Source organism: Paraburkholderia suaedae, assembly GCF_040812055.1.
Classification (GTDB): domain Bacteria; phylum Pseudomonadota; class Gammaproteobacteria; order Burkholderiales; family Burkholderiaceae; genus Paraburkholderia.
Genome location: NZ_JBFOAH010000031.1, coordinates 52,065 through 75,222, shown reverse-complemented (window position 1 = coordinate 75,222; position 23,158 = coordinate 52,065). Strand labels below are relative to the sequence as shown.

Here is a 23,158-nt window from a genome sequence, read left to right as displayed (position 1 = left end):
CAAACAGGGGGCGTCGCGGTTCAAAGGCCAGACGACCAACCTGTCGGCCGATTCTCCTGGCTGACTCAGTTCAAGTGGTAAAAGGTCGGCGATCTGAAAACGAGTTGTGCAGACCTTCCCTAGCCGTGGTTATCGACCCAGGCGCGTGCCCAGTCTAGTCCCGCGAGCCGAGCCTTTTTCCCGCATCAAAAACACCGAGTGCCCCGGAGGCTTCAACCATCTTTGTGTCGCCGAAGATGGTTCCGGTGGCTGCGCATCGCTCAGGCGAAAGGATGTCCGCTTGCCGACGTGTGGCGTGACCGAAGATGAGGTAACGGTGTCGACATGGGGCTGATGCCAAAGTAACCGTGCGCCGTAGTGTTCACAACGCGTGCGTCGGTGGGCGCCCTGTCATCTTCACGCCTGGACGGCGACCATCCTGGTGCAATGGAGGAAGCTGTTGTAACGTGACGAGTCAGGCGACCTGCGAGGTCGCCTGATGGTGCTTAAGCTCTGGGGGCTACAGTTTGTGGTTCACCAGCAAGGGCAAAAATTGGCAGCGTTAGAGAAAACGTCGCACCCTGGTCGAGGTTGTTCCTGGCGGTCAGTGTACCCTCATGTGCTTCGATAATTGAGCGTGAAATTGCCAGCCCCATACCCATGCCCTTTGCCTTTGAGGTGACAAACGGCTCGAAAAGAGTATCGAGCTCAGCGATACCATCTCCGTTGTCAGAAATTTCGATTGTAACCACCAGGGCATTTACGACAGCGCCGGTGATGCCGACTTTTGGTGTGCGGCCGGTATTTTCTGTTGCTTCGATTGCATTCGACATGAGGTTGATAAGGACCTGCTGAATCTGTATCTGGTCGACGTTCACGTCCGGAAGATTGTCGGGAAATTCCGGCGTTATGGCGGCATCTCGCATACTGGGGTCTGCTTTCAATAGTCTCACTGCGTCCCGGACCATGTCGGGAATACTGCATTGAGACTTCTTGAGGGACTCTCGTTTGAACAGAGTACGGATGGCCTGCATCGTTTCGTCGGCCGCATGGCCATCTCGAAGTATGCCCTCCACGGTAGAGCGCGCCTCATCGAGATTTGGCGGATTGGCTGCAAGCCAGCGCCGACAGGCGTGAGCATTGGCGATAACAGACGTAAGCGGTTGATTGAGCTCGTGCGCTATCGAGGCCGATAGTTCAGCGACCGTTGCAATCTGGGTCGCGCGCGTGAGTTGAGTTTGTACTTTTCGCAAGCTGTCTTCAGCACGTTTTTGTTCATCGATGTCGATATTCAGGCCGTACCATTGAACGATGTTGCCATCTGCATCGCGCATTGCCTCGGCGCGCACCTGATACCAGCGGTATTGCGCGTCCTCGCGGCGCATATGGCGCATACGGAAGACATTGGTGTGGGGTTCACCAGTCTGAACATCCTGTGTCCATTTTTTAATGACCCTCTCCCAGTCATCTGGGTGAATCATCGTCTTATACCCGAGGTCACGAGTTTTCGATATGTCCGCCCCGGTGTCTTCTATCATTCTCCGGTTGTAGTAGGTCGGTTGCCCGTCAGCATCGGTGCACCAAATCATCGCTGGGATTGTTTCGGTAATCTCCCGCAACTGGTGCTCGCGCTGCCGGAGCGCGACTTCCGCTTCTTTCAGGTCGTCAATGTCCGTGCACACGCCATACCAATGAAGGATTTCACCCGTCTCATCGCGGAAGGGTTCACCGCGGACGAGATACCAATGTAGTTTCCCATCCGCTCCCGTAATCTGATAAGTGTCCCGGTAAGATGAGCCCTCGAGGACGCATTGCTGCCAATGTTTGCGGACACGCGCCCGCTCGTCGGGGGCAACGAGACTGAGTCAGGTCTTTCCGTCGATTTCCTCCCAGGTCTTACCAATGAACGAAAGCATGCGGCGATTCCATCGGTCGATCTCCCCGCCTGGGGTGGCGCGCCAAATCATGGCAGGCATTGCGTCTACGAGCCTGCGAAGATGCAACTCCTCGCGCCTCAAACGTTCTTCCCCAATTTTGCGCTCGTGGATATCGGTGAGCAGGCCGTACCAGTTAGTGATATCGCCTCGGGCGTTACGCATTGCATTGGCCCGACACTGGAACCATCGATAGGACCCGTCAGCGGCGCGTAGGCGATGTACCGTATCGTACGTCGTCCCGCTTTTCACCGACTGGTCCCATGTTTCAGTAACTGTCGCGTAGTCATCCGGATGAACAAGGTCAAACCAGCCGTTGATGGTCAGTTCATGCAGGCTTCTGCCGGTGTAGGCTTCACCTTGTTTGCTCACATACTCTATTGAACCCGCGGCGTCAGTGGTCCATATGAAGCCTGGCACTGCGTCGATGAGCCAGTCGAGTTGCGCTTCACGCTCAGGGATGACCTCTTTCGTTTTGTAGTTTTGCCCTTCGCTCCGAAGACGCAACTCCGCAATTTTGCGGTCGTGAATGTCCCAGTTCAGACACACCCAACGGACAATCGCGCCGTTCATACCTCGGACGGCCCGCGTCCGGCACAGGAACCATCGGTAGACGCCGTCTGCGCGGCGAATCCGGAGTTCGAGTTCGTCGGCGTCCCGGCCTGCAGACAGCGCCTCCCAGTAATGTTCGTTTGCTGCGACGTCGTCGGGGTGGATGACATCGTCATAATTAGCGTAATTGTTACTTATCTGGATTCCCGTGTATTCGCGGATGCTCTGGGTGAGATATTCGGGCGAGCCGTCAGGGTAAGCAGTCCAAACATGACCAGGGAATCGCGCACTCATCACTTCCAAGGTTTGATTTCTTTGCCGCAGGAGTCTGATGCCGCGACTGCCGCCGGATATAAAGGGGGTTTTGCCAGCGAGGCTCATGGTCGTCTCCCGATTATTCAATCAGCATACGCTCCGGCTGTATGGACGCGACGCCTTTTGCGAGCTTCGTGTTCGTGATGTCGAGGCGGTCTGCATGCATGTATCCGGCTTGCCAGATGGGCAGTTGCCCAAGCAAGCCCGCAGCCTCGATGAGATCCGCGCACCCTGTCTTTAGCAAAATCGCGGCTCGCCACGAGTGGCAGCCGACACGAAAAACAGGCTTCAGGATGCTGGTTCAACCTATTTCGTCATCGCTTTAAAAGCTTCGCAAACCTGTGTGTGGGTATCGCCTCCTGCAAGCTGTTCTGGGGTTATGCTGCCGCGCTCCGCGTCATATATGTCGCATTGCTGCTGAGCAGTACCTGGATGGTCCGCGCGTTCTTGTTGGCCAGTGCGACTGTCGCGCAGTAATGCCCGCGTCGCGCAATCCACTGCTGAAGCCAGATGCTCTGTGGATCAGTTTTTGTCGACGCATAGCGCAGAACAGCCCGCGCGCCATGGATGAGCAAGGTCCGCAGTATGTGTCGCCGCGTCGGCTGATGCCGTGCAGGCGAGACTTGCCTCCCGACGAGTATTGGCGTGGCACCAGGCCGAGCCAGGCTGCCAGATGCCGGCCGTTCCTGAATTGCCTGGCGTCGCCGACGGCGGCGACTACAGCGGTGGCGGTGATGGGACCAATGCCGGGCACTTCCGCAATCTTCTTGCACAGCGTGGATTTCTTCATGAACGACTGGATGGATGTCTCGATCAGGTGGATACGCTCCTCGAGCGCGTGTAGATGCTGCAGCAGTTCGGTTAGCAGCGTCTGGCAGAACGACGTCAGCTCGTCGGCACTGTTGCTCAGCAGCTCCGGGATCGCACGCTTGAAAGCCTCTGGCGAACGGGAAATCGTGAGCCCGCGCTCGCCGAGGAGTCGTCGCATCTGGTTGATCATGGCGGTACAGTGGCGCAGCAGGATCGCGCGCATGCGATGCGCCGCCTGGATGTCTTGCTGTTCGACCGATTTGACCGTGACGAAACGCATTGCAGGCCGGCTGGCGGCCTCGACGATCGCCTCAGCATCGTTGCGGTCGTTCTTGTTCGTCTTGACGAACGGTGTCACATATTGTGGATTGATCAGCCGAACCTCGATGCCGAGCGACTGGAAACGCCGGGCCCAATGGTGGGCGGTGCTGCATGCTTCCATGACGATCATCCGTGGCTTCAGCGTGCGCACGGATTCGAAGAATGAGCTCCGGGAGACCTTCGTCCGGTGCACGACCCGGCCGCGGCGATCAGCGCCGTGGAGCTGGAAGACCTGTTTCGCGAGATCAACGCCGAGAACGTCGATCTCCATGATGAACCTCCACACGTCTGGTTGAGTGGGTCGGTTTCCCCCGAAGGGAGGCATCGGGTCCATCTCAGTGAAATCTCACGGCTTTCACTTCAGAGCCACAAGGGCGGTTCACTTACATCAATCGGAAAACCTCTGAATACGTCGGCCTGGGTGTTTCGCATTTCGCAACTCCTGGACCTAGGCTATATGTATCCCATCCACCCTGACGATCTGGGCAGCTTGGCTCAAGCCTGGACACACTCGATCGAGACTGTGAACCGTACAGCCAGTTGCCTGGCTTCGCCGAAAAGACGGCGTTTACCGGTGGTACCAGCACACCGCTGAAGCAATGAGAGACTCCGACGGCAACATTGTCCAATGGTACGGCCTCGGTCTTGATATTGACGAATCAAAGCGTGCAGAAGACCGGCTCAGGCAGACCCAGGCTGAACTCGCCCGGGCAACCCAGATCGCCACGGTCGCAGAACTCTCGGCGTCCATCGCACACAAACTCAATCAACCTCTCACGTCCGTTATCGCTAGTGCGCAGGCATGCATGCGATGGCTGGCAGCGTATCCGCCAAACTTGACAGAAGCCTGGGCTTCCGTGGAAAGCGTCGTTCGAGATGCCCGTTCCACTGAGGAGACGCACTTGCATGCCGTCGATAGGTCGCATTCCCAGGTCGGTAATCACGCATACCAGATCGGAGTAACGGTCAAAAAAAATCCAAAGCAGATGGATAGGCCCGTGTCCCGTACCCGCCAGAGGCCAGCAGGTTCACAAAAGAGGTCAAAACCCGTCGGTCATCATCAATCACGGCAACGGTTCGAGCCGGAGGCGCGGACACTATTTCCTCCGGGTCAGGGAATCTCACAACGGTTTAACGTTAGCGTCAGGCACCGAGCGCGTAGTCGATTGCGAGGTTTGGAGCTGTAGCTTGCTTGCCTGCTTCACTAACGTAGCGAATGAATCCGCGTGCATTTTTCTCATGATGTGGCCGCGATGCACCTGCACGGTGTATTCGGTAATGCCAAGGACTGCCGCCGCTTGCTTGTTGAGCAGGCCGCTTGCGAGCAACGGCAAAAGCTCCTGCTCACGAGGCGTCAGCGATTGGTAGAGAGCCTGGAGCGCCGCTGCATCCTCCGCCTCCTTCCGAAGAACCTGTGCCTTGGCGAGCGCCGCATCGACCGCGCGCATCAACTCTTGTTCATCGAGGGGCTTTGTGAGGAAGTCAACAGCCCCGCCTTTCATGGCAAGGACTGTGGACGGCACATCGCCCCTGCCAGTAATGAAAATGACGGGAATCGGAGAGTCCTTGCGGATAAGCTTCTGGACTTCCAGGCCGTTCATGCCTGGCATTCTCATATCCAGGATTAGGCATGCAACGACACTTTCACGCGGCGTGTCCAGAAACTCTCCACCGGAATTGAAAGCCCGGACGTCTCTCCCGTTTGCGCGCAGCAGCGCAGCGAGCGCTTCTCGCACTCGACTGTCGTCGTCGACCACATAGACCAGCTCCTTTGCGGATTCCATGGAACCCCCTCTATGGCCAGGAAAAAAACTATCCTAACGTTGGTACTGTCAGTCTACGATGGGCCCGCTGAATGTGTCTCTCACGGGGGCGTGCCGACAAGAGATTATAGCCATCCGAATCGCCGTCTGGACGTGCGGGTAGCCGTGTTGTGCATCACTTGTTTATATAATGCATAACACGGCTTTTGGCGTCGTAAGCTTGTGATTCGCTTCATCGACCGGATCGGAAGTGGCTTCGTGCCACCGACCATGTTGTATTGTAAGCGGCTGGCGATACCGCCAGCCATCGTCAACGTGGTGTTGCTTTCAACCTCTCTGACGGAAGGGTGAAGCCTAAGGTTACGCCGCGGGACATATTGCGTACGGCCCAAATCCGACCAGCGTGTGTTCGATGACGGATCGGCGGATTGGCAGTCCCATGCCCATCCCTGTTCCTTTCGCGGTGAAAAACGGCTCGAAGATCTTCTCAAACGGTTGTGTCGCGCTAAGGATGCAGGAGTGAAATTCAGGCGGACATTTTCCTGAAGTGAAGCGTGATATGAAGAAGGCAACTGCGAAAAAATCGCTGCCTGCCGGCGTAGCGAAGGTACTCAAGCGCCTGCACTATCCGCTGGACGTGATCGTGCTGTGTGTGCGGTGGTATGTGGCCTACTCGTTAAGCCTTCGCAATCTCGAAGAGATGATGGCTGAGCGCGGTTTTGAGGTTGACCATTCCAGCGTGCATCGCTGGGTGATCAAACTGGTGCCATTGTTCGAGAAGTCCTTTCGCAGGTACAAACGCCCGGCCGGCAAGAGTGGGAGGATGGATGAAACCTACCTCAAGGTGCGTGGCCAGTGCAACTACTTGTATCGCGCAGTGGACAAGGCCGGTAATACGGTGGATTTCCTGTTGCGGGCGAATCGCGACAAGACTGCCGCGCGCCGCTACTTCGAGAAAGCCATCGATCGGAACGGCGCGCCTGAGACCGTGACCATGGATAAAAGCGGTGCCAACCTGGCCGCCCTTCAGGCCATCAACGTTGAACGGAAAACGTCCATCAAGGTCCGGCAGGTCAAGTATCTGAACAACATCGTCGAACAGGATCATCGGGCCATCAAACGCCGAATCAGGCCAATGATGGGCTTCAAGGATTTCCGGTGTGCTCGCATCATCCTGTCAGGCATAGAGACAATGCATATGATCAGGAAAGGTCAGATGAAGGACGACGGCGTTACCCAAACCGCTGCCGATCAATTCTATTCGTTGGTGGCATAAGGACTCCTTGTCATCGCGAAAATTTCTTGCGTTGCTGACCTTATCGCGACACAACCACGGAGTGCGATCTACATCCAGTCCGATCTGTCTCATGGATTGCCGGTCCATTCTTGTGCTTGCCCGAGTGTTGAGTGACCGGCCTGGGACGCATTCATGCGGACGCCATTCTTGTGCTCCGCGAAAAACGTTTGAGGGCCGCGGGCGGCAGACAGGCGACGATCGAGTGCCTATGTTCGACTCACTACAACTGCCGAAACAGTATCAGCGAATACAAGACATTAGTTATCCAAGATAAATCCACACCGGTTGCCGCAGACGACCGCGGTTCTCGAAAAATGACGATCGCTGAGTCGCACCGAGTCCAACAACCGAGCGTCCGACGCGGACTGGAATCGCAACCGATGGGGAGGAGCGAGGTCAGCGTTAGAAACTTTTTTCGGAAGCGACTTGGATAAGTCTATAAGTTCGCATCGGGTGGCGAAATTACATGTTCATGTAATTGCACGACACGGCTGTCTATGCGTCCGTCCGACGATTCCGACGTGCGTTTGTTTCAGGGTTGCGCTGCGCAGGACATCCTATTCCGCAACTGATGGAAGAACGCTACCGAATCTTCCGGACGGCGGAACTCTTCGCGACATTCTGCGCGCCCCCAGGGGCAGTTGTGGACCTAGGCATCCCGCTGAAGGTTCGAGAGGCGTTCAGGGTTCCTGGTGGCGTCGGCTTCCAATTGTTGATAACGCCATGGACAACCTCCGAGCCATGTTTGAGAAAAGTTTGAACGACGGCGGCACTTTCATTATTACGGAATCGGAATTTTTGGCTGAACCAGTTCTTCGGTTCGCCACCGACACAGATCCGAAACGAGTCAGGGCCATTTTTATTCCATTCGCGCGATATCTTTATTTGCGCCGCCACCGGGCATTTGTTACCCACGTGTCAGACGGCTGTCATTTTGCGTCTAGAGAATCGGCGCTTTTGGTACGAGACGACGTTCACGGGATACGTCGGTTGCGTCGGCGACGGCGTAATCAATAGCGTTGTGTTCGTGGCGCAATCGTGTCGTACTCTAATTCATACAACGGAGTCCAAATTGAACAGCGGTGAAAACAACAAGAGTGGAATTGACCGTCGCACTTTTCTTGCCGGTCTCGCAGCAGGCACGGGCGCACTCGCGCTGTCGGCATGCGGAGGATCGTCCGATGATGGCAGCAGCACGAAGGTCAGTCCGGCCGGAAAACCCGGTGCGAGTTCCGGCAGCACATTGGCAAATGAAATCCCCTCACCCGGCGGCACGAACCGCTATGCGTTGCCACGCCCTGTATTGCCCGATCCGACGACTTCGGGCATCGATCACATCGTGCTCGTAACGATGGAAAACCGTTCGTTCGACCACTTCATGAGCTGGGTCCCAGGCGCCGAAGGAATGCCGCCGAACCAATTGTTCACCGACAACTTCGCACAGCAGCACGCGCCTTTCCTATTGTCCGCCAATCCCAACTATGGCTTCCAGGCATGCAATTTTGCGGACCCGAACCATAGCTTTGCCGGTGGACGCATCCACCTTGCCAATGGCGCGATGAACGGCTTCCTGTTGTCGACTGCGACGAGCAACACGCAGGGTGACTTACTGCCGATCGGCTTCTATCAGGCTGCCGACCTCGACTTCTTTCGGGGGGTAGCAAGCCAATATACGGTTTCCGATTTCTACTTCAGTGGCATCCTGTCCGAGACGTTCCCTAACCGCATCTATCTGCATGCGGGCGCAACGGATCGGCTTAGCAACACGACGACCGTCTCGACGCTGCCGACGATCTGGGACAAGCTGGCCGCCAAGAATGTCAGCGCCACCTATTTTTATCACGACACGCCGTTCACCGCGCTCTTCGGGAACCGCTACACGGGCATATCCCAGATGTTCCCGCAGTTTCTGACGCAGGCCGCGAACGGCACACTGCCTTCGTTTTGTATGATCGATCCGATCTTCTCCGGCGAAGCGCAGGGCGTCTCAGCAGACGATCATCCGCACGCGGACATTCGCAACGGCGAAGCCCTGCTCGGCCAGATCTACGACGCACTGCGGACCGGTCCGAACTGGGACCGCACATTGATGATCGTCGTCTATGATGAATGGGGCGGCTTCCACGACCACGTGATTCCCCCGACGCGTCCCATGAGCGACGCAGAAACGGCGCTTGGAAATGACGGAAAGCTGGGTTTTCGTGTGCCTTGCGTACTGCTCGGCCCGCGTGTTCCGGCGGCGACCGTTACGCGCTTTCCGTTTGACCCGAGTTCGATTCACCAACTGATTCAATGGCGCTTTGGCATCGACCCGGTCGGCGTCCGCGGCAATGCTCCCGGCACATTCAATCTTGCGTACGCTCTGGATTTCGCTCATCCGGCGCGTACCGACGCGCCGGCCATTCCGGTCGCTCCGGGACCGTTCGGCAGCGCATGTCCTATACCCGCGCCCGCAGCGCCGGCCAGCGGAGCGTCGGGAGCGGTTACGGCGGCGACCATGGCTGTCGCGATATCGAAAGAGGAACCGCGATTCACCGATGTGCGTGAACTCGCCGATACCTTCGGGTTCGCGAGACCCTAAGTTTGTCCGCGACCGTTGGCCGGTTATTGTCGGACCACGGGTGCTGCCAGGCTTCGAGAAGCTGCCAGCGATCAAATCGGCAGCTTGATGAACCCGGCCCGTCCACTTATAAACTCGGTTTGACCGTCCGCACCAACGGCGCCACCTCTATCTGCACGCCATAGATTGGACATTTAATTCCCCGACTCCCTAACTGCCTTCTCCCACGGCCTTCGTAGCGTAGGGGATCGTGGAAACTTACTTCTTCTTTCTCGAGCATGACCGCGTTATTCGTTTTCCTTGGCATCTGGCCGGTCGCGCTCGGCGTGCTGATCGCCTTCGCCGCGCGCATCGATCCTCGCTCAGGACGCTGGCGCCGACGCTCGCCCGAGCGACGGCGCGCGTAACGACCCGCATCGCCAACTGTCACATCCACATCTGTCGCTTCCCGCCCCGGCGCACTCTGCCGTCTCGTCGTCGCTCATCTCCGCGGTCCCCACCCTCATTGATGCCAAAAGCGATTGGGCGCAAGCGACCCTGTCGAGTGCACGTCGCAGCCGTTCGAGCATCTCGTTTATCAGGCCGAGTTCTCGCGTAACGACCTCGACGTCGGTCGCAGCGTCTGGTAGCAAAAGTTCTAAGACCAGTCCGGGTTGTGGTTTGCGGATAGCATGGTGGTATTTCAACAGCCAGTTAGTCCCCAAACGGGTTGCCGGTGTCTTTCACTTCGGTACTAAGGTTGTATTCCGCACGCACGGCCCTGAGCACGCCCTCGATGTCGCGCTCGAAGCCGACGGCGTTGCCGAAATGGGTCATGTTCCAGTTGCAACCTGTCATATCAGCTTCTTGCAACTGTGGCCGCGGCACACGAATCTTCACGCCGTCCTCGACGATTTCCTGCAGTCGATGGATGCGCCGGTTGACCTCCTGCTGAAGCTGCGAGGCATTGAGCGTCTTGCGTATCATCCAGGTCTCCCTCCGGTTGCTCAAGCCTGTCTAGCGCAAATGAGGCGTTCCGCGACCTGGCGCTGAAATGCAAAGCGCCTGAGAGAGAGCAGGCGCCTTGGTTCGTCCGGGTGCGTCAGTAAGTCAGTACGCGACAATCACTACGCCGCTGCCGCCAATGCCACGACCACCGATGCGCGCATCGATTGCTCTTTTTATGGCTAGCCTGGCAAACAGCTATATACCAGCGACTATTCCTGCAGGCGTCGACGCACCATTGCCAGCAGGACCACCATCAATCGCGTCTGCAATTGGAAACCTCCTGCGGTTCATTCACATTTCCAATCCACCGCGGCGGCCTTGCGTGACGGGTTACATAAAGATGTAATTGCGCGAGCCCTTCACGCTATCGTAGTTTGTCGGCTTTGGCCTGACCGAAGGGACTCGTACACGCGTATGAAAGTGAGGGATCGTAGAGTCACCGACCACCCAGTAATGAGGACAGTCATCGGTACCGCAGTCGAAGAAAGCGTTTCAAAGACGTGACCCATAGCAGCCTTGCCGATTCAATCCAGCACAATCCAACAACCAGTAGGTCAACGATGCCCTGTCGAAGGAAGGCAATGACGGTTGCCTGTTCTCAGCCCTCAATGATTCGACTCGAACGAACAACCCGTGCGAGGCGCCCGCGATAAACGCTTCGTTGTGGAGTTGCTGGCAAATACTGCGGGTATGTCTCCGAGTTCCTTTTGGGCTGACCGGCGCTACGAGGCTCGGGAAGGCAGCGAACGTGGGAATATCCGAAAGCACCGCTACAGTTATCACCGATGCATCAAACATCACAGGTAGGTCGATGGCGTGATGTAGCGCTCGATGCGAAACATTGAGGTCATTCATCAGCACCGCAATGTTACGAAACATATGAAGGACTGGTAGAGAACCAGAACGTCTCGCGGCCAGTCAATGTCGAACTCGAGGCTGACTTGCTTACCATGCGAATCTCACGCTTTTCTCAGATTGCCGCGCTGGCCATCGGCGTTTCGATCGCCTCTGGTACCGTATCGTTACTCGAATCCTATACCGGCTGCCTGGGTCTGGTCCTTGTAATTCTCTTCACCCATTTGTTGGGGCGAAACATCGGCCGCCTTTCTGCCGCTTTCGTCTCTACAGGAATCGTCTGGGTCTTGGTCGGCCTACCCCATCCTGTACTCGCATCAAGCTCATTCACCCGGTCCATTATTACGATTCCTGCAGCGTGGCTATGCGTGGAGCTGGTCTCTCGTCGCTCAAGAAAACCGGCATCTACCGCCCGGATGAAAGATGTCCCGTTTGACTTGCCTATTGAGAACCTCGCCAGTCAGCTCTGGTCGCGAACCATTGACGGTCAACTGGAATACGTGAACGACCGCAAGATTGCGGAGTCGCGTCTTCAGAGCGAATGGCAAAACTACAGGCGAATGGTTGACCGCGTGCCTGCTTGCGTGTGCGTTGCGGACCCCGCCGGCAAACTCGTTTACGTCAACAAGGTCGTACTTGCCGCATTGGGCCGTCCAAGCGAAGAGGTTGTCGGTGACCTGTGGATGAACTACATCCACCCCACCGAGGTAGAAGCTGTCCGTACCGAATGGGCGCAATGTATTGAAACGGGTCAACCCGTCGATGTCGTCGTCCGGATGCAGCAATACGATGGTGTGTACAGATGGCAACACCTCGTCGCTGAGCCGTTTTACGACGAAGGGGTCGTGGTCAACTGGTACCTGGTCGGTATCGAGGTCGACGACGCAATAAAGGCTCAGGAAGCGTTGCAGAAAAGCGAGAAGGAAGCCCGGGAACTGCTCGACCGCCTTCCGGGTCGCTTCGCCACAAGAACGACAGCGGATTTCGACTTCGTCAATCGCCACATCCTTGAGGAAACCGGTACTACGCTGAAGGAGCTACAAAAACTCGGATTTCTGCATTTCATTCACCCCGACGACAAGGAGCGAATCAGACAAGGTTATCTCCGGTCGGTCGAACAGATGGCAGCTTACGAGGACACGTACCGCTGGAAACATGCGGACGGCGAGTATCGCTGGCATCATTCCCGTTCCGTTCCTTATTTCAACGAGGACGGAAGCGTGTACAAATGGTATGCCATGAGCCTCGATATCGATGACCTGTACAAAACGAAAGAGGTCATCCGTGAGCGTGAAGCGCAACTTAACTGGCTCACCGATGCAGTGCCAGGCTTCCTATGGAGCGCTGACGCCGCGGGCTCAGTAGAGTATGTGAGCAAACAGGCTGAAGCCTACACCGGCAGAAGCCTCCATGAACTGACCAGCAACGGCTGGCTTGACCTTGTTCATCCGGACGATGCCGCGACAGTTAGAGAAGCATGGGACCGGTCGGTGAAAAGCGGGACGGCGTACGACACGGAATATCGCGTTCGCGGTGCTGACGGGTCCTATCGATGGTTCCAGTGCCGGGCCAATGTAACGCGTAACGCCCGAGGCGATATCACTGACTGGTACGGTGTGCTCACCGATATCCACGAACGCAAGATTGTAGAAGAACAATTAAGACGAAAGGAGTTACATCTTCGCAGGCTCATAGACGCAATGCCTGCCATGATTTGGCGCGCTACTCCAGGCGGGGACACCGACCGATGGAATTGCCGCATGCTTTCGTTCATCGGAAAGACCTGGGAGGAAATTGGGGAAGAGCCCTTATTCAGTCTCGTTCCGCCTGACGAGCGGGAGCGTGTCCATAGACATTGGCAGCAATGCGTCCTTGAGGGCTCATCTTACCAGGACACTTATCAGATTACGGGAGCTGATGGGAAACTACATTGGTATCTCGTCCGCGGTGAACCCTTCCGCGATGAGACGGGTGAAATCCTTCATTGGTATGGCGTTTGCACGGACATTGACGACATGAAAGAAACGGAAGTCACGCTCCAGCAGCGCGAGCACCAATTGCGGGAGATTACCGAAACAATCCCAGGAATGATTTGGTGCACCGATGCTGGCGGGCAACTGACCTACCTCAATCGGAGACTCGCAGAATACGCCGGCGTGGACATATTGGAAACTCGTGACCTCGGATATAGGAAGACCATCCACTCAGATGACTGGGAGGGTGTCTTTCAAAGATGGAGACACTCGGTTCGGACTGGTGAACCCTACACCGGCGTCCACCGTATGCGCAGCAAGGACGGGCAATACCGCTGGTATCAGGTACGCGCCGAAGCGATGCGCGATGCGGACGGCAACATCGTTCAATGGTACGGACTGAACATCGACATCGACGAACAAAAACGTGCTGAAAACAGCTTGCGAGAAGTTCAAACCGAACTCGCTCGGGCAACCCGGCTTGCAACGGTCGCAGAATTATCGGCCTCGATAGCGCACGAGCTCAATCAACCACTTACGTCTGTTATCCTCAATGCCCACGCCTGTCGGCGCTGGCTTGAGGCCAACCCGCCAAATCTCGATGATGCGCGCTCTTCGGTGGAACGCATACTCCGGGATGGCCGTGCTGCCGACGAAACGATGCAGAGCATCCGTGCCCTGTTCAAACGAGAGTCCTTCAGGAAGTCTCAATGCAGTATTCCTTGCATGGCCCAGGACGCAGTGAGATTGTTGAAAGAAGACCCCACTATGCGAGATGCTGCCATAACGCTGGAATTTCCTGACAATCTTCCAGACGTGAACGTCGACCAGATACAGATTCAGCAGGTCCTCATCAACCTGATGTCGAACGCAATCGAAGCAACAGAAAATACCGGCCGCACACCAGAAGTCGGCATCACTGGCGCCGTCCTGGATGAACTATTCGTGGCAGTCGAAATTTCTGACAACGGCGAGGGTATCGCTGACCTCGCAACTCTTTTCGAACCGTTTGTCACCTCAAAGGCAAAAGGCATGGGTATAGGTTTGGCAATTTCACGCTCAATTATCGAAGCACATGACGGTACGCTGACCGCGAGGAACAACCTCGACCAGGGTGCGACGTTTTCTCTGACGCTGCCAATTTTTGCCCTTTCTGGTGAACCACAAACCGTAGCCCCAGCAGCTTAAGCAACATCATCGCTGGATCTGGCCACCGTGATCAACGTGTCGCAGGCGGTGTCGTGCGAGATCATTCCGGAAAAGTTCATCGAATCGCTGTTGCGGACCGCCATCGAGCAGGCCGGCGCGGACCGTGGACTACTCATACTCCCGCGTGACAGCGAATTCCTGATCCAGGCGCAAGCGAAGACTTGCGGCAGCGTCGTTTCGGTCAGCCTGCGCGAGACGCCGGCTTCCGCGGACGAACTTCCCGAGTCGGTAGTACGTTATGCCGCGCGCACCCGGGAGATCGTGATCCTCGACGACACATCAGTCGGGAGTCCACATTCCACCGATGAGTACCTCGGTGCGCAAGGCGTGCGGTCGGTACTTTGCCTGCCGTTGATGAAGCAGGGTGCGCTGGTTGCGCTGCTGTACCTGGAAAACAGGCTTGCTGCAGGCGTTTTCACGCCCGGCAGGATTGCCCTCCTGAAGGTGCTGGCTTCCCAGGCCGCGATTTCTCTCGAAAACAGCGGGCTGTACCGCAAACTCCAGAAACGGGAAGCCGAGATCCGGCGCCTCGTCGACGCGAACATTATCGGGATCGTGATCTGGGACCGGAACGGCCAGATCGTCGAGGCCAATGACGCGTTCCTGCGCATCGTCGGGTACCAGCGCGAGGATCTCATGTCGGGTCGCTTGCGGTGGACCGACCTGACACCTCCAGAATCGCTCGCCCACGAACTTGAACATGTCGTGCCGCAGGTAGAGCTGTCGGGCAGCGTGCAACCCTTCGAGAAGGAATATTTCCATAAAAATGGCCAACGCGTTCCCGTGCTCGTCGGGGGGGCCGCTTTCGACGACGAACGCAGGCGTGGCGTGGCCTTTGTCGTCGATATGACGGAGCTCAAGCAGGCGGAGAATGAACTGCGGCGCAGTCGTCAGTACCTGGCGGAGGCGCAGAAGATCAGTCACACCGGAAGCTGGGCATGGAATCCCTTTTCAAATACGTTGCTGTATTTGTCGGATGAGTGGTACCGCATTCTCGGCCACGACACCGCGAACGGCGTGCCTTCGTTTGAGCAATTATTGGCGGACGTTCATCCGGATGATCGCCCCCGGATCCTGGCTACCCTGGAAAAGGCCGTGAGCGACGCTTCCGGCTGCGAATATGAATTCCGGATCATGAACTTCGATACCGGCTTGAGAACCCTCCGTTGCGTGGGCCATCCGGTTCTGGACCGCTCAGGCCAGGTGATCGAATACATCGGCACTACGATTGATGTCACCGAGCAGAAGCGTGCAGAAGAGGAGCGCGAGGAACATCTATGGTTTCTCGAGTCCATGGACCGTATCAACCGCGCCATGCAGCGAACAAACGAGGTTGAGGGCATGACGCGCGGCGTGCTTGAGGAGGCGCTGGCGATCTTCGATTGCGATCGTGCCTGGCTGGTCTATCCGTGCGATCCCGATGCGCCGACGTGTCGTGCGGTGATGGAGCACACCCATCCGGACTACCCGGGTGCCTTTGCGCTCGACCATGAACTGCGTGTGGACGCCCGGACGACGCAATCGCTGCGCGACATGCTGGACGCCCCAGGGGCGGTGGTGGATCTCGACATCACGCCAGAGATTCGCGAGCGCTTCAGCATCCTGTCAGCTCTCACGATCGTGGTGCGTCCGAGGGGCGACAGGCCGTACCTGTTCGGGCTGCATCAGTGCTCGCGCGTGCGCTCCTGGGCTGCCGTGGAGCGGCGGCTCTTTGAGGAGATCGGCAGGCGCCTGGAAGACGTGTTGACGAGCGCTCTCGCGCACCGCAACCTTCTCGCCAGCGAGGACGCGCTGCAACATGCGCGGAAAAAGCTTGCGCAGGCGTCACAGATGGCCACTGTTGCCGAGCTGTCCGCGTCCATCGCCCACGAAATCAACCAGCCGCTGCAGTCCGTTGTGGCCAATGGGCAGGCGTGCCGGCGCTGGCTCGCTGCAACGCCTCCCAACATCGACAACGCCCGACTCAGCGTCGAAGCCATCGTCCGTGACGGCTATGCCACCGCGGACGTGATAAGCCGTATTCGCGCGCTGTTCAAGCGAACGGCTCCCGAAAAGGTCGATCTTGACATCAACGCGTTGATTCTTCAGGTCTGCACGCTAATGGCTGATCAGATTCACGGAAGCGCGATCCTGCTCGAAACCAGGTTAGCCCAGGACGTGCCGATGATTAGGGCCGACGCAGTGCAGATTCAGCAGGTGGTTGTCAACCCTGTGCGAAACGCTATCGAGGCGTCGTCGTCGACGATCGAGGGTAAGAAGTCTTTATTGATCCAGTCCCGGCGCGATGCGGACACCCTGGTGGTCGACGTTCGGGATGAAGGCACGGGGTTGGCGAATCCGGAAAGGATATTCGAAGCATTTGCCACCACGAAGGAAACGGGCATGGGCATGGGGCTGGCGATCAGTAAGTCGATAGTCGAAGCACACGCCGGCCGTATCTGGGTCGTGCGCAATGAGGTTCGTGGCGTGACGTTCAGCTTCAGCCTTCCGATCGAGACTTCCGGGTAGGGACTGGCAACTCGTCATTTGTTGAATGCCTTGAATGAAGATGTCGACATGAACGCCCCTTGCGCCGGACTTTCGAGTGTTCAAAAAACAGAATGGACTGCCAATCTACACGCACGACCTCACGACGGTCTCCGACCACCCTTAGATAGCCGGCGACCAATTAGTTGGACGGGCGCATTCCTGGCCCGGTGTTAGTACGCCATGTCGCTCGTTTTTCTCAGTTCGCCAGCTAGCCGCCCGCAGCAGCTTGCCCCGAACCCGTTTGTGCGGCTAGCCGGTCCGGGTAGTGTTCCCCGGCGCCCCGTTCGAAGTCCTCAGGGTCCGGTAACGGAGAGATAAGCGGCGACCTGCTCGATCTGCGTGTCATTCAGCGTAGCCGCTATTGCGGTCATTGTTCCAGCTTTCGGAGGTGCGGCTTTTGCTCGCACCTGAAATTCGTGCAGCCGGGCGACGGTAAAAGCGGCGGGCTCGCCTGCGATCCCGGGGAAGCGCACGCCATTGCCTTTGCCGCCCGCGGCGTGGCAACTGAAACACGCCTGTACGCTCGTACCAGTTCCCGTTTCGGCGAGCTGCTTGCCGGCGGCGACGAGTTCCGGCGCTGGCCGCTGTGAAGCTCTCAAAAGTGGCGGACGCTGGTTCGAGAAGAACACCGCGAGGGCCCGCATGTCGCTGTCCGACAGGTTTTGAGCGACCGCCTGCATTTGAGGGCTGACACGCGTGCCGGCCTTGAACATCGACAGCGCATGTGCAAGGTACTCCGGATTCTTGCCTGCCAGCCGCGGCGCGCCTGTTTCACTTCCGGCACCCAGCGCACCATGGCACGCTACACAGGTCCCAACCGACGGACTTTGCGCAACGTTGCCTGTACTTGCGGTCGCAGCCTGGCTTTGGGCGAAGCATAGGCTCGCGAACGCGCCAAGCGACGCCACCAAACCTATTTGGGCGCCGCGGGAAATGGCGTGCCGAAGATATGAACCCGTCTTCTCGTGCCGCTCTGCGCGAGACCTGTCGTCCGGATTGCGTGCATTGAATCGCTTGATGATCTCGAGCATCTGATCTTCCCGTTGAGGTTTGCCAGAGTCTGTCTATAGTCGACGGGCGCGTGAATTTAATTCTATCGATGACCCTCATTGAAAATGGCTATGAATTGTCATGAATTGAGCATGCGTAAGGACTTGAGCCTCGGTAAAGACGATCAGCAAGCATGTCAGATGACAAAAACGTAATCGGACCGCAACGTAACGGTTATCCAGACGGCCCAATTCCGACGTCATAAACGGAGTCGGCACTTTCATTTCGCCTCGAGGGATTTCGCTGTGTAAAGTGCCGGACAATTCAAGAACGACACCGGAAGTTTGCGTAGAATTTTGGGTTCATTTTCGCTACTGCGTTGCGAGCCCTGCTACGCGACAACGCCCCTCGCACTACTCGTACCACTCGTACCACTCGCACCACTCGCACCACTCGCACCACTCGTACCATCCACACATCTCGTTCAGAAAGCGGACGGATCCTGGGTGAGCTCGGTGAAGTGATGCCATGCCGCGAAAAGGCTTGCAGCATTGTTTGCGATCCAGGGAGGCGCGCAGCAGATGGCGGTTCAGGGGGAAGTGCGCTGCCGGACCCGAAGCTCGACAGATGGCCGCCGCTTCGTTGTACACGCACATGCGAACACGCGCCTTTGCGACCTGGCCAGAAGCGGCAGCGCGGCCGATTTAATGCAGAGATGATCGAACGCTCGACAAGCGCCAGGAAGATCGTGAGATTGCTTCATGAGGGCAAGCCGGTCATGCTTTCTGCGGACATGGACCACGGCATCGAAAACTCTCTTTTGTGCCTTTTTGGGCGTCCCTGCGTGCACACTGACTTCTGTTTCGCGACTTGCGAGAATGGGACGCGCGCGTGGTGCCGTTCGTCACAGAAGTACTGCCGGATTTTAAAGGGTATCGGTTGAACGTTTTTGCGCCGCTCATCGATTTCCCATCGGGAAGCGACACGAATGATGCGTGTCGCATGAATGCGTTTCTCGAGGCTCTGCTGCAGATGACGATCAACTGGTTGCGGGTTTCCACGCTGATTTCGTAGAGAGGGATCGAACAAGCCAGAGGCGCGGATCGGTGTTCGGTATGGCGCGCTGAAAATACGAAGATATGTTTCGTTATGCGAATATGAACGTATCGACAGATCGAGCACGATCAGCGACGCTGAGCCGAGCGCCGACGATGCTATGCCAAGCCTGGCGTGAGGTCAGTTATGGCAGTAGTGACGCAGATTGATCATCGAATAGGCAAGTGCCTTTAGCGCGTAGTCACGTCACTGACGCGTTCGACGCGCAGCAGTAGACGACGGAACTTGTCTTCCCAGGCAAAGACGCGTTCGATGGTCCTGAAGCGCTCCCTCGAAGATCGCCGGATCAAAGCGCTCGCGAGCTCCGGAATCTCAGCTTTCGCGGCCGGATACCGCGGAGAGACTCGGGGTGAAATGACTCGCGCATTCCCCTAGGAAATGCCTGTCGATAGGCTTCAGAGTCTTGGTCTCCCGCCACCCTGCTATCCAAACTACGGGGCGCAAGTCCTCGCTGGCGACCCTCTCAGCGATCGCCTTTAGCGGGCGTCGCGCAACGCATATCCCGCGAGTGCGCCGACGATGCACAGCACCGACACATAGAGTTCGGGCGCGGCCGGGTTTGACGCCGACATCAGCGACACGGCCACCGGCGTCAGCCCGCCGAACACTGCGTACGAGACGTTATACGAGAGGGAGATTCCCGAGAAGCGCACGACTGGCGGGAAAGCTTTGACCATTGCGACTGGAATGGCCGCCACCGCACCGACAAAGAAACCGGCCATCGCATAGAGCGGCATAAGCGACGAGCGATCGACCATGATCTGCTTGCACATGAGAAAGTACGACGAGCCAAGGAGCAGGCAGCCCACAAAGATCGTACGGGCTGCGCCGAAGCGCCCTGCAATCAGACCAGCAACGACGCAGCCAATCGTCTGGGCGAGAGTCGCAACGACGTTCGCCTGCAGCGCGGTTGCTGCATCGATATGAAAGCGCTTTTGCAACAGAGTTGGCGTCATCAGGATGACGACGACAATCGCTGCGGTCAGCGTCCAAGTGAGCAGCATAGACACGAGTACAGCACCGCCGTGGTCGCGCAGCACCGTCTTGAGCGGCACCTCCGCGGCCAGCGACTTGCGCCGCTGCATTTCGATGAATACGGGCGTCTCGTGCAGCCAGCGGCGCAGGAAGGCAGAAAGAAGACCGAAAAGACCGCCGATGAGGAACGGAAACCGCCACGCATAGGCAAGAATCTCGGCATGCGAATAGTGGTGGTTGAGCGCGGAAGCGAACAATGAGCCGAGCAAAATGCCCAGCGTCAGCCCGCCGGTGAGCATTCCGCACGCGTATCCGATGTGACGCTGCGGCACATGCTCAGAGACGAATACCCACGCGCCCGGCACTTCGCCGCCGACTGCCGCACCCTGCAGCACCCGGCACACCAGCAAGAGCACTGGCGCGGCTACGCCGAGACGCTCGTAAGTCGGCAAAAGTCCAATCAGCAGCGTCGGCAACGACATCAGCAGCACGCTCAGCGTAAACATGCGCTTGCGCCCGATCAGGTCGCCGAAATGCGCCATGATGATGCCGCCGAGTGGACGCATGATGTAGCCTGCGGCAAAAATGCCGAAAGTTTGTACCTGGCGCAGCCAGTCCGGAATTGACTGCGGGAAGAACAGTTGCCCGATTACGGCCGCAAAGAATACATAGATGACGAAATCATAGAACTCGAGCGCACCGCCGAGCGCGGCGAGAAAGAGCGTCCGGTGGTCGCTAGCCGCCAGCGGACGATGCGGGACAAACGGAATCTGGTGTGAATCGGTGGTATCCATGCGAGCTTCAAATTGAACCAGGAGGATCGTTATCTTCGTGCCATCACGTCAAAGCGTTCCGTACGTGAATGCGGCGGACCCTGCGACGGCGGCAGGCGCGCAACGTCCCAACATCGGCTCACGGGACGCGCCTTTCGCGATTGCGCGGCTATCTCTGCGGCGGGCTGTCATGCTCGGCGACAGCAGACTATTACGCGTTTGACGTCACGCCACCGACACGGCCACGACCGTGCGTCCGGCCGAGCGCTCGACAAGTTGGTCGAGCGTCGGATGTGAACTCAACCATTTCGCGAGCCCGCGCAGTTTGCGATAACCGATGACGATCATGTCCGCGTCGACAAGGGCGGCGTGGCGGGCAATCGCGTCGACGACGCCGCCTTGCGAAGCATGGCCGCGCGGGACCGTCCCTTGGGCGGTGAGGTGAAGCACCGCTTCGTCGAGAATGACGGATGTCGCTCCCACCATGACGCTGTATGCGGCGCCACTCAGCATTCCCGCACTCGATGCCACCGCCGAGACGGTGTCGGTAACTACGAGCACGTGAACTTTTTTGCCGCAGGACGAAGCCAGTTTGCCCGTGCGCTCAAGCGCACACGTGGCCTCGGCTGAGCCGTCGTAGTAAACCAAAATCGATCCGGACTGGGTCATGGGCAATGGTTGTGCCGCCTGTAGGGTTCAAGGCGCTTCTATTCTCCATAACGTCGTTTGCCGAACAGTGTCACGTCGATTACCGAATTGTTATTTTTTTCGACAGGGGCCTGCCCCGCAGCCAACGAGAGGGGCGTCGGCTACAGTCCTCCACGGAGCGCAGCGGCCGGGCCGTGAAGCGTCAGTCGCGGAATTGCCTGGATCTGCTGCCTGCTCAAAGGAGCCAGTCGTGTGCATTTAACATGGAGTATGTCGATCGCCGTCGCCGCAGTGAATATCAAAGCCACGCCTGCGCCCGCCGTGACGCGCGCGGCAGCAATCGCCGGAGCGATATCGGCGGTTCCCCGTCGGTCCAGTTTCTGGCTCTTCCAGACCGCTGCTCCCCGGATTGTCATTCGCCGGCGACTCTTTGCTAGCGCCTCGCCGTTTCACGGCAAAGCAGGCAATGTCGCGAAGCCTGTTGCGTGCCGTCCCAAACGCCGAACAGGCGTCGGCCAACGCGAATGGGCAAGTGGCTGTTCCACGCTGAAAACCCGCCGTCCACAGCTTTGATCTGTCCGGCGGGAAAGGGTCCGTCATGCGCCTGTCGCGTCGCGTGGAAGCGCTCATGCGTTGGCGTGAACGCGCGCTGGGGCAATTGTCCGAATCTCCGAAATGTGGCGGTGGCCACGCGCGGAGCCGCACCAAGCTTACCCCCTCCACTAGCACGTTCTTCTTGCGAATCCCGACAGCGCGAACCACTGCGTCCTCGTCAAACCAAAGTCGCTTGTCTCAGCCACGAGTACGGATCTGCCCTTCGGATAACAAATTCTTAATGGACGCGTCACTGTCGAATCAGGTGCGGCCGCCATAATCGGATGGTTCCAATCAGAAAGGATCGCGATCGTGAAGCGTCTTTTACTGCCAACCCTGCTGACATTGTTGTGCAGCACCCCTATTGCGTGCTACGCCCAGAACTTGTCGATCCTGCAGCCGCAGATTGCTAATCCGCCGGCGTTGAACGCACCGCCTCTGCAGATGCCGCATGGATCGTCTGTGAGCGGCAACGATGCACGCAAGGCCCTGCAGGCTGCGATGCAAGATGACATCGTCCGCGCAAATCTGCAATTCCTGGACAACCCGTCGGGCGGCGTGGACATGATCAATATCGATCATGATCGTAAGCCTGAATCGACGCTGTTTGTTCACAACATATACCTGAATAGATGATGCGGAAGCTCTTTGCATTTCAAAGGCCCCGTAATTACGCAGCGACGTCTGTGCCGTTACGCGGATCATCGCCTTGCCTGACAACCGGGTCCGACGCGACGTCTGCGAACGAAACCGACTTGCGGTTTGCAAGCCGGTGATTGACCGGAAGCGCAACGAGAAACGGCTCAACCTACGCTGATGGACGCTCCCTCGTTTAAGTCGTTGCTTCGACACTCCCACTTTGGCACATTGATGCCACCTCGGGTGGTGGCGTCCATTCCATTACTGTTGACGTTAGCTCGTTCCGCGCACCTGGTCTCTAGCACGCTCGCGATATTCGAGCGTTTCAATGTAAGTCAA

Annotated in this window: 12 protein-coding genes and 4 pseudogenes; 6 read left to right on the top strand and 10 right to left on the bottom strand. The window is 57.6% G+C overall.

What is annotated here, in order from left to right; translation table 11 throughout:
- Positions 1-119: 119 nt before the first annotated feature.
- The 6 genes and pseudogenes from ABQJ48_RS31160 to ABQJ48_RS31135 all read right to left on the bottom strand — a co-directional run bounded on the left by ABQJ48_RS31160 (position 120) and on the right by ABQJ48_RS31135 (position 5,695).
- Positions 120-340 (bottom strand): annotated as a pseudogene (locus ABQJ48_RS31160) (hypothetical protein).
- A 145-nt stretch (positions 341-485) separates the two neighbouring features.
- The gene (locus ABQJ48_RS31155; RefSeq protein ID WP_367841791.1) at positions 486-1,640 is read right to left on the bottom strand and encodes a PAS domain-containing sensor histidine kinase; all 1,155 of its coding nucleotides are present in this window, start codon (positions 1,638-1,640) and stop codon (positions 486-488) included.
- Positions 1,629-1,829, bottom strand: a pseudogene (locus ABQJ48_RS31150) (PAS domain-containing protein); the annotation flags it as partial. The gene ABQJ48_RS31155 and the pseudogene ABQJ48_RS31150, both read right to left, overlap by 12 nt.
- A gap of 15 nt (positions 1,830-1,844) precedes the next feature.
- Positions 1,845-2,846, bottom strand: a complete 1,002-nt coding sequence (locus ABQJ48_RS31145) for a PAS domain-containing protein (protein WP_367841786.1) — start codon at positions 2,844-2,846, stop codon at positions 1,845-1,847.
- A 311-nt stretch (positions 2,847-3,157) separates the two neighbouring features.
- Positions 3,158-4,182 (bottom strand): annotated as a pseudogene (locus tag ABQJ48_RS31140) (IS110 family RNA-guided transposase).
- 850 nt (positions 4,183-5,032) lie between these two features.
- Positions 5,033-5,695, bottom strand: coding sequence for a response regulator transcription factor (locus ABQJ48_RS31135; RefSeq protein WP_367841785.1), 663 nt, complete (start codon positions 5,693-5,695; stop codon positions 5,033-5,035).
- A 538-nt stretch (positions 5,696-6,233) separates the two neighbouring features.
- Between ABQJ48_RS31135 and ABQJ48_RS31130 the strand changes: the two genes are divergently transcribed.
- On the top strand, positions 6,234-6,950 hold the full coding sequence (locus tag ABQJ48_RS31130) for an IS6 family transposase (protein ID WP_367841783.1): 717 nt from the start codon (positions 6,234-6,236) through the stop codon (positions 6,948-6,950).
- Positions 6,951-8,043: 1,093 nt separating this feature from the next.
- Entirely contained in the window at positions 8,044-9,552 is a 1,509-nt protein-coding gene (locus ABQJ48_RS31125) for an alkaline phosphatase family protein (protein ID WP_367841782.1), read from the top strand.
- 672 nt (positions 9,553-10,224) lie between these two features.
- Here the strand turns inward: ABQJ48_RS31125 and ABQJ48_RS31120 are convergent.
- The gene (locus tag ABQJ48_RS31120; protein ID WP_367841781.1) at positions 10,225-10,497 is read right to left on the bottom strand and encodes a hypothetical protein; all 273 of its coding nucleotides are present in this window, start codon (positions 10,495-10,497) and stop codon (positions 10,225-10,227) included.
- 971 nt (positions 10,498-11,468) lie between these two features.
- Between ABQJ48_RS31120 and ABQJ48_RS31115 the strand changes: the two genes are divergently transcribed.
- Positions 11,469-14,534, top strand: a complete 3,066-nt coding sequence (locus ABQJ48_RS31115; protein ID WP_367841790.1) for a PAS domain-containing sensor histidine kinase — start codon at positions 11,469-11,471, stop codon at positions 14,532-14,534.
- A 27-nt stretch (positions 14,535-14,561) separates the two neighbouring features.
- A complete protein-coding gene (locus ABQJ48_RS31110) occupies positions 14,562-17,063 on the top strand; it encodes a PAS domain S-box protein (RefSeq protein ID WP_367841780.1) in 2,502 nt (833 codons plus the stop codon).
- Between the two features lie 314 nt (positions 17,064-17,377).
- Here the strand turns inward: ABQJ48_RS31110 and ABQJ48_RS31105 are convergent, their stop codons facing one another.
- Positions 17,378-18,115, bottom strand: coding sequence for a c-type cytochrome (locus ABQJ48_RS31105; protein ID WP_367841779.1), 738 nt, complete (start codon positions 18,113-18,115; stop codon positions 17,378-17,380).
- A 583-nt stretch (positions 18,116-18,698) separates the two neighbouring features.
- Between ABQJ48_RS31105 and ABQJ48_RS31100 the strand changes: the two are divergent.
- Positions 18,699-19,094 (top strand): annotated as a pseudogene (locus tag ABQJ48_RS31100) (LpxL/LpxP family acyltransferase); the annotation flags it as partial.
- Positions 19,095-19,666: 572 nt separating this feature from the next.
- Here the strand turns inward: ABQJ48_RS31100 and ABQJ48_RS31095 are convergent.
- Both ABQJ48_RS31095 and ABQJ48_RS31090 read right to left on the bottom strand, forming a co-directional pair.
- Positions 19,667-20,959 (bottom strand): MFS transporter, encoded by a 1,293-nt coding sequence (locus ABQJ48_RS31095; RefSeq protein ID WP_367841778.1) that lies wholly within the window; start codon positions 20,957-20,959, stop codon positions 19,667-19,669.
- 204 nt (positions 20,960-21,163) lie between these two features.
- Positions 21,164-21,607 (bottom strand): universal stress protein, encoded by a 444-nt coding sequence (locus tag ABQJ48_RS31090; protein WP_367841777.1) that lies wholly within the window; start codon positions 21,605-21,607, stop codon positions 21,164-21,166.
- A gap of 885 nt (positions 21,608-22,492) precedes the next feature.
- Here ABQJ48_RS31090 and ABQJ48_RS31085 point away from each other — a divergent pair.
- Positions 22,493-22,816: a hypothetical protein gene (locus ABQJ48_RS31085; RefSeq protein ID WP_367841776.1), complete on the top strand. Its 324-nt coding sequence runs from the start codon at positions 22,493-22,495 to the stop codon at positions 22,814-22,816.
- Positions 22,817-23,158: the final 342 nt, after the last annotated feature.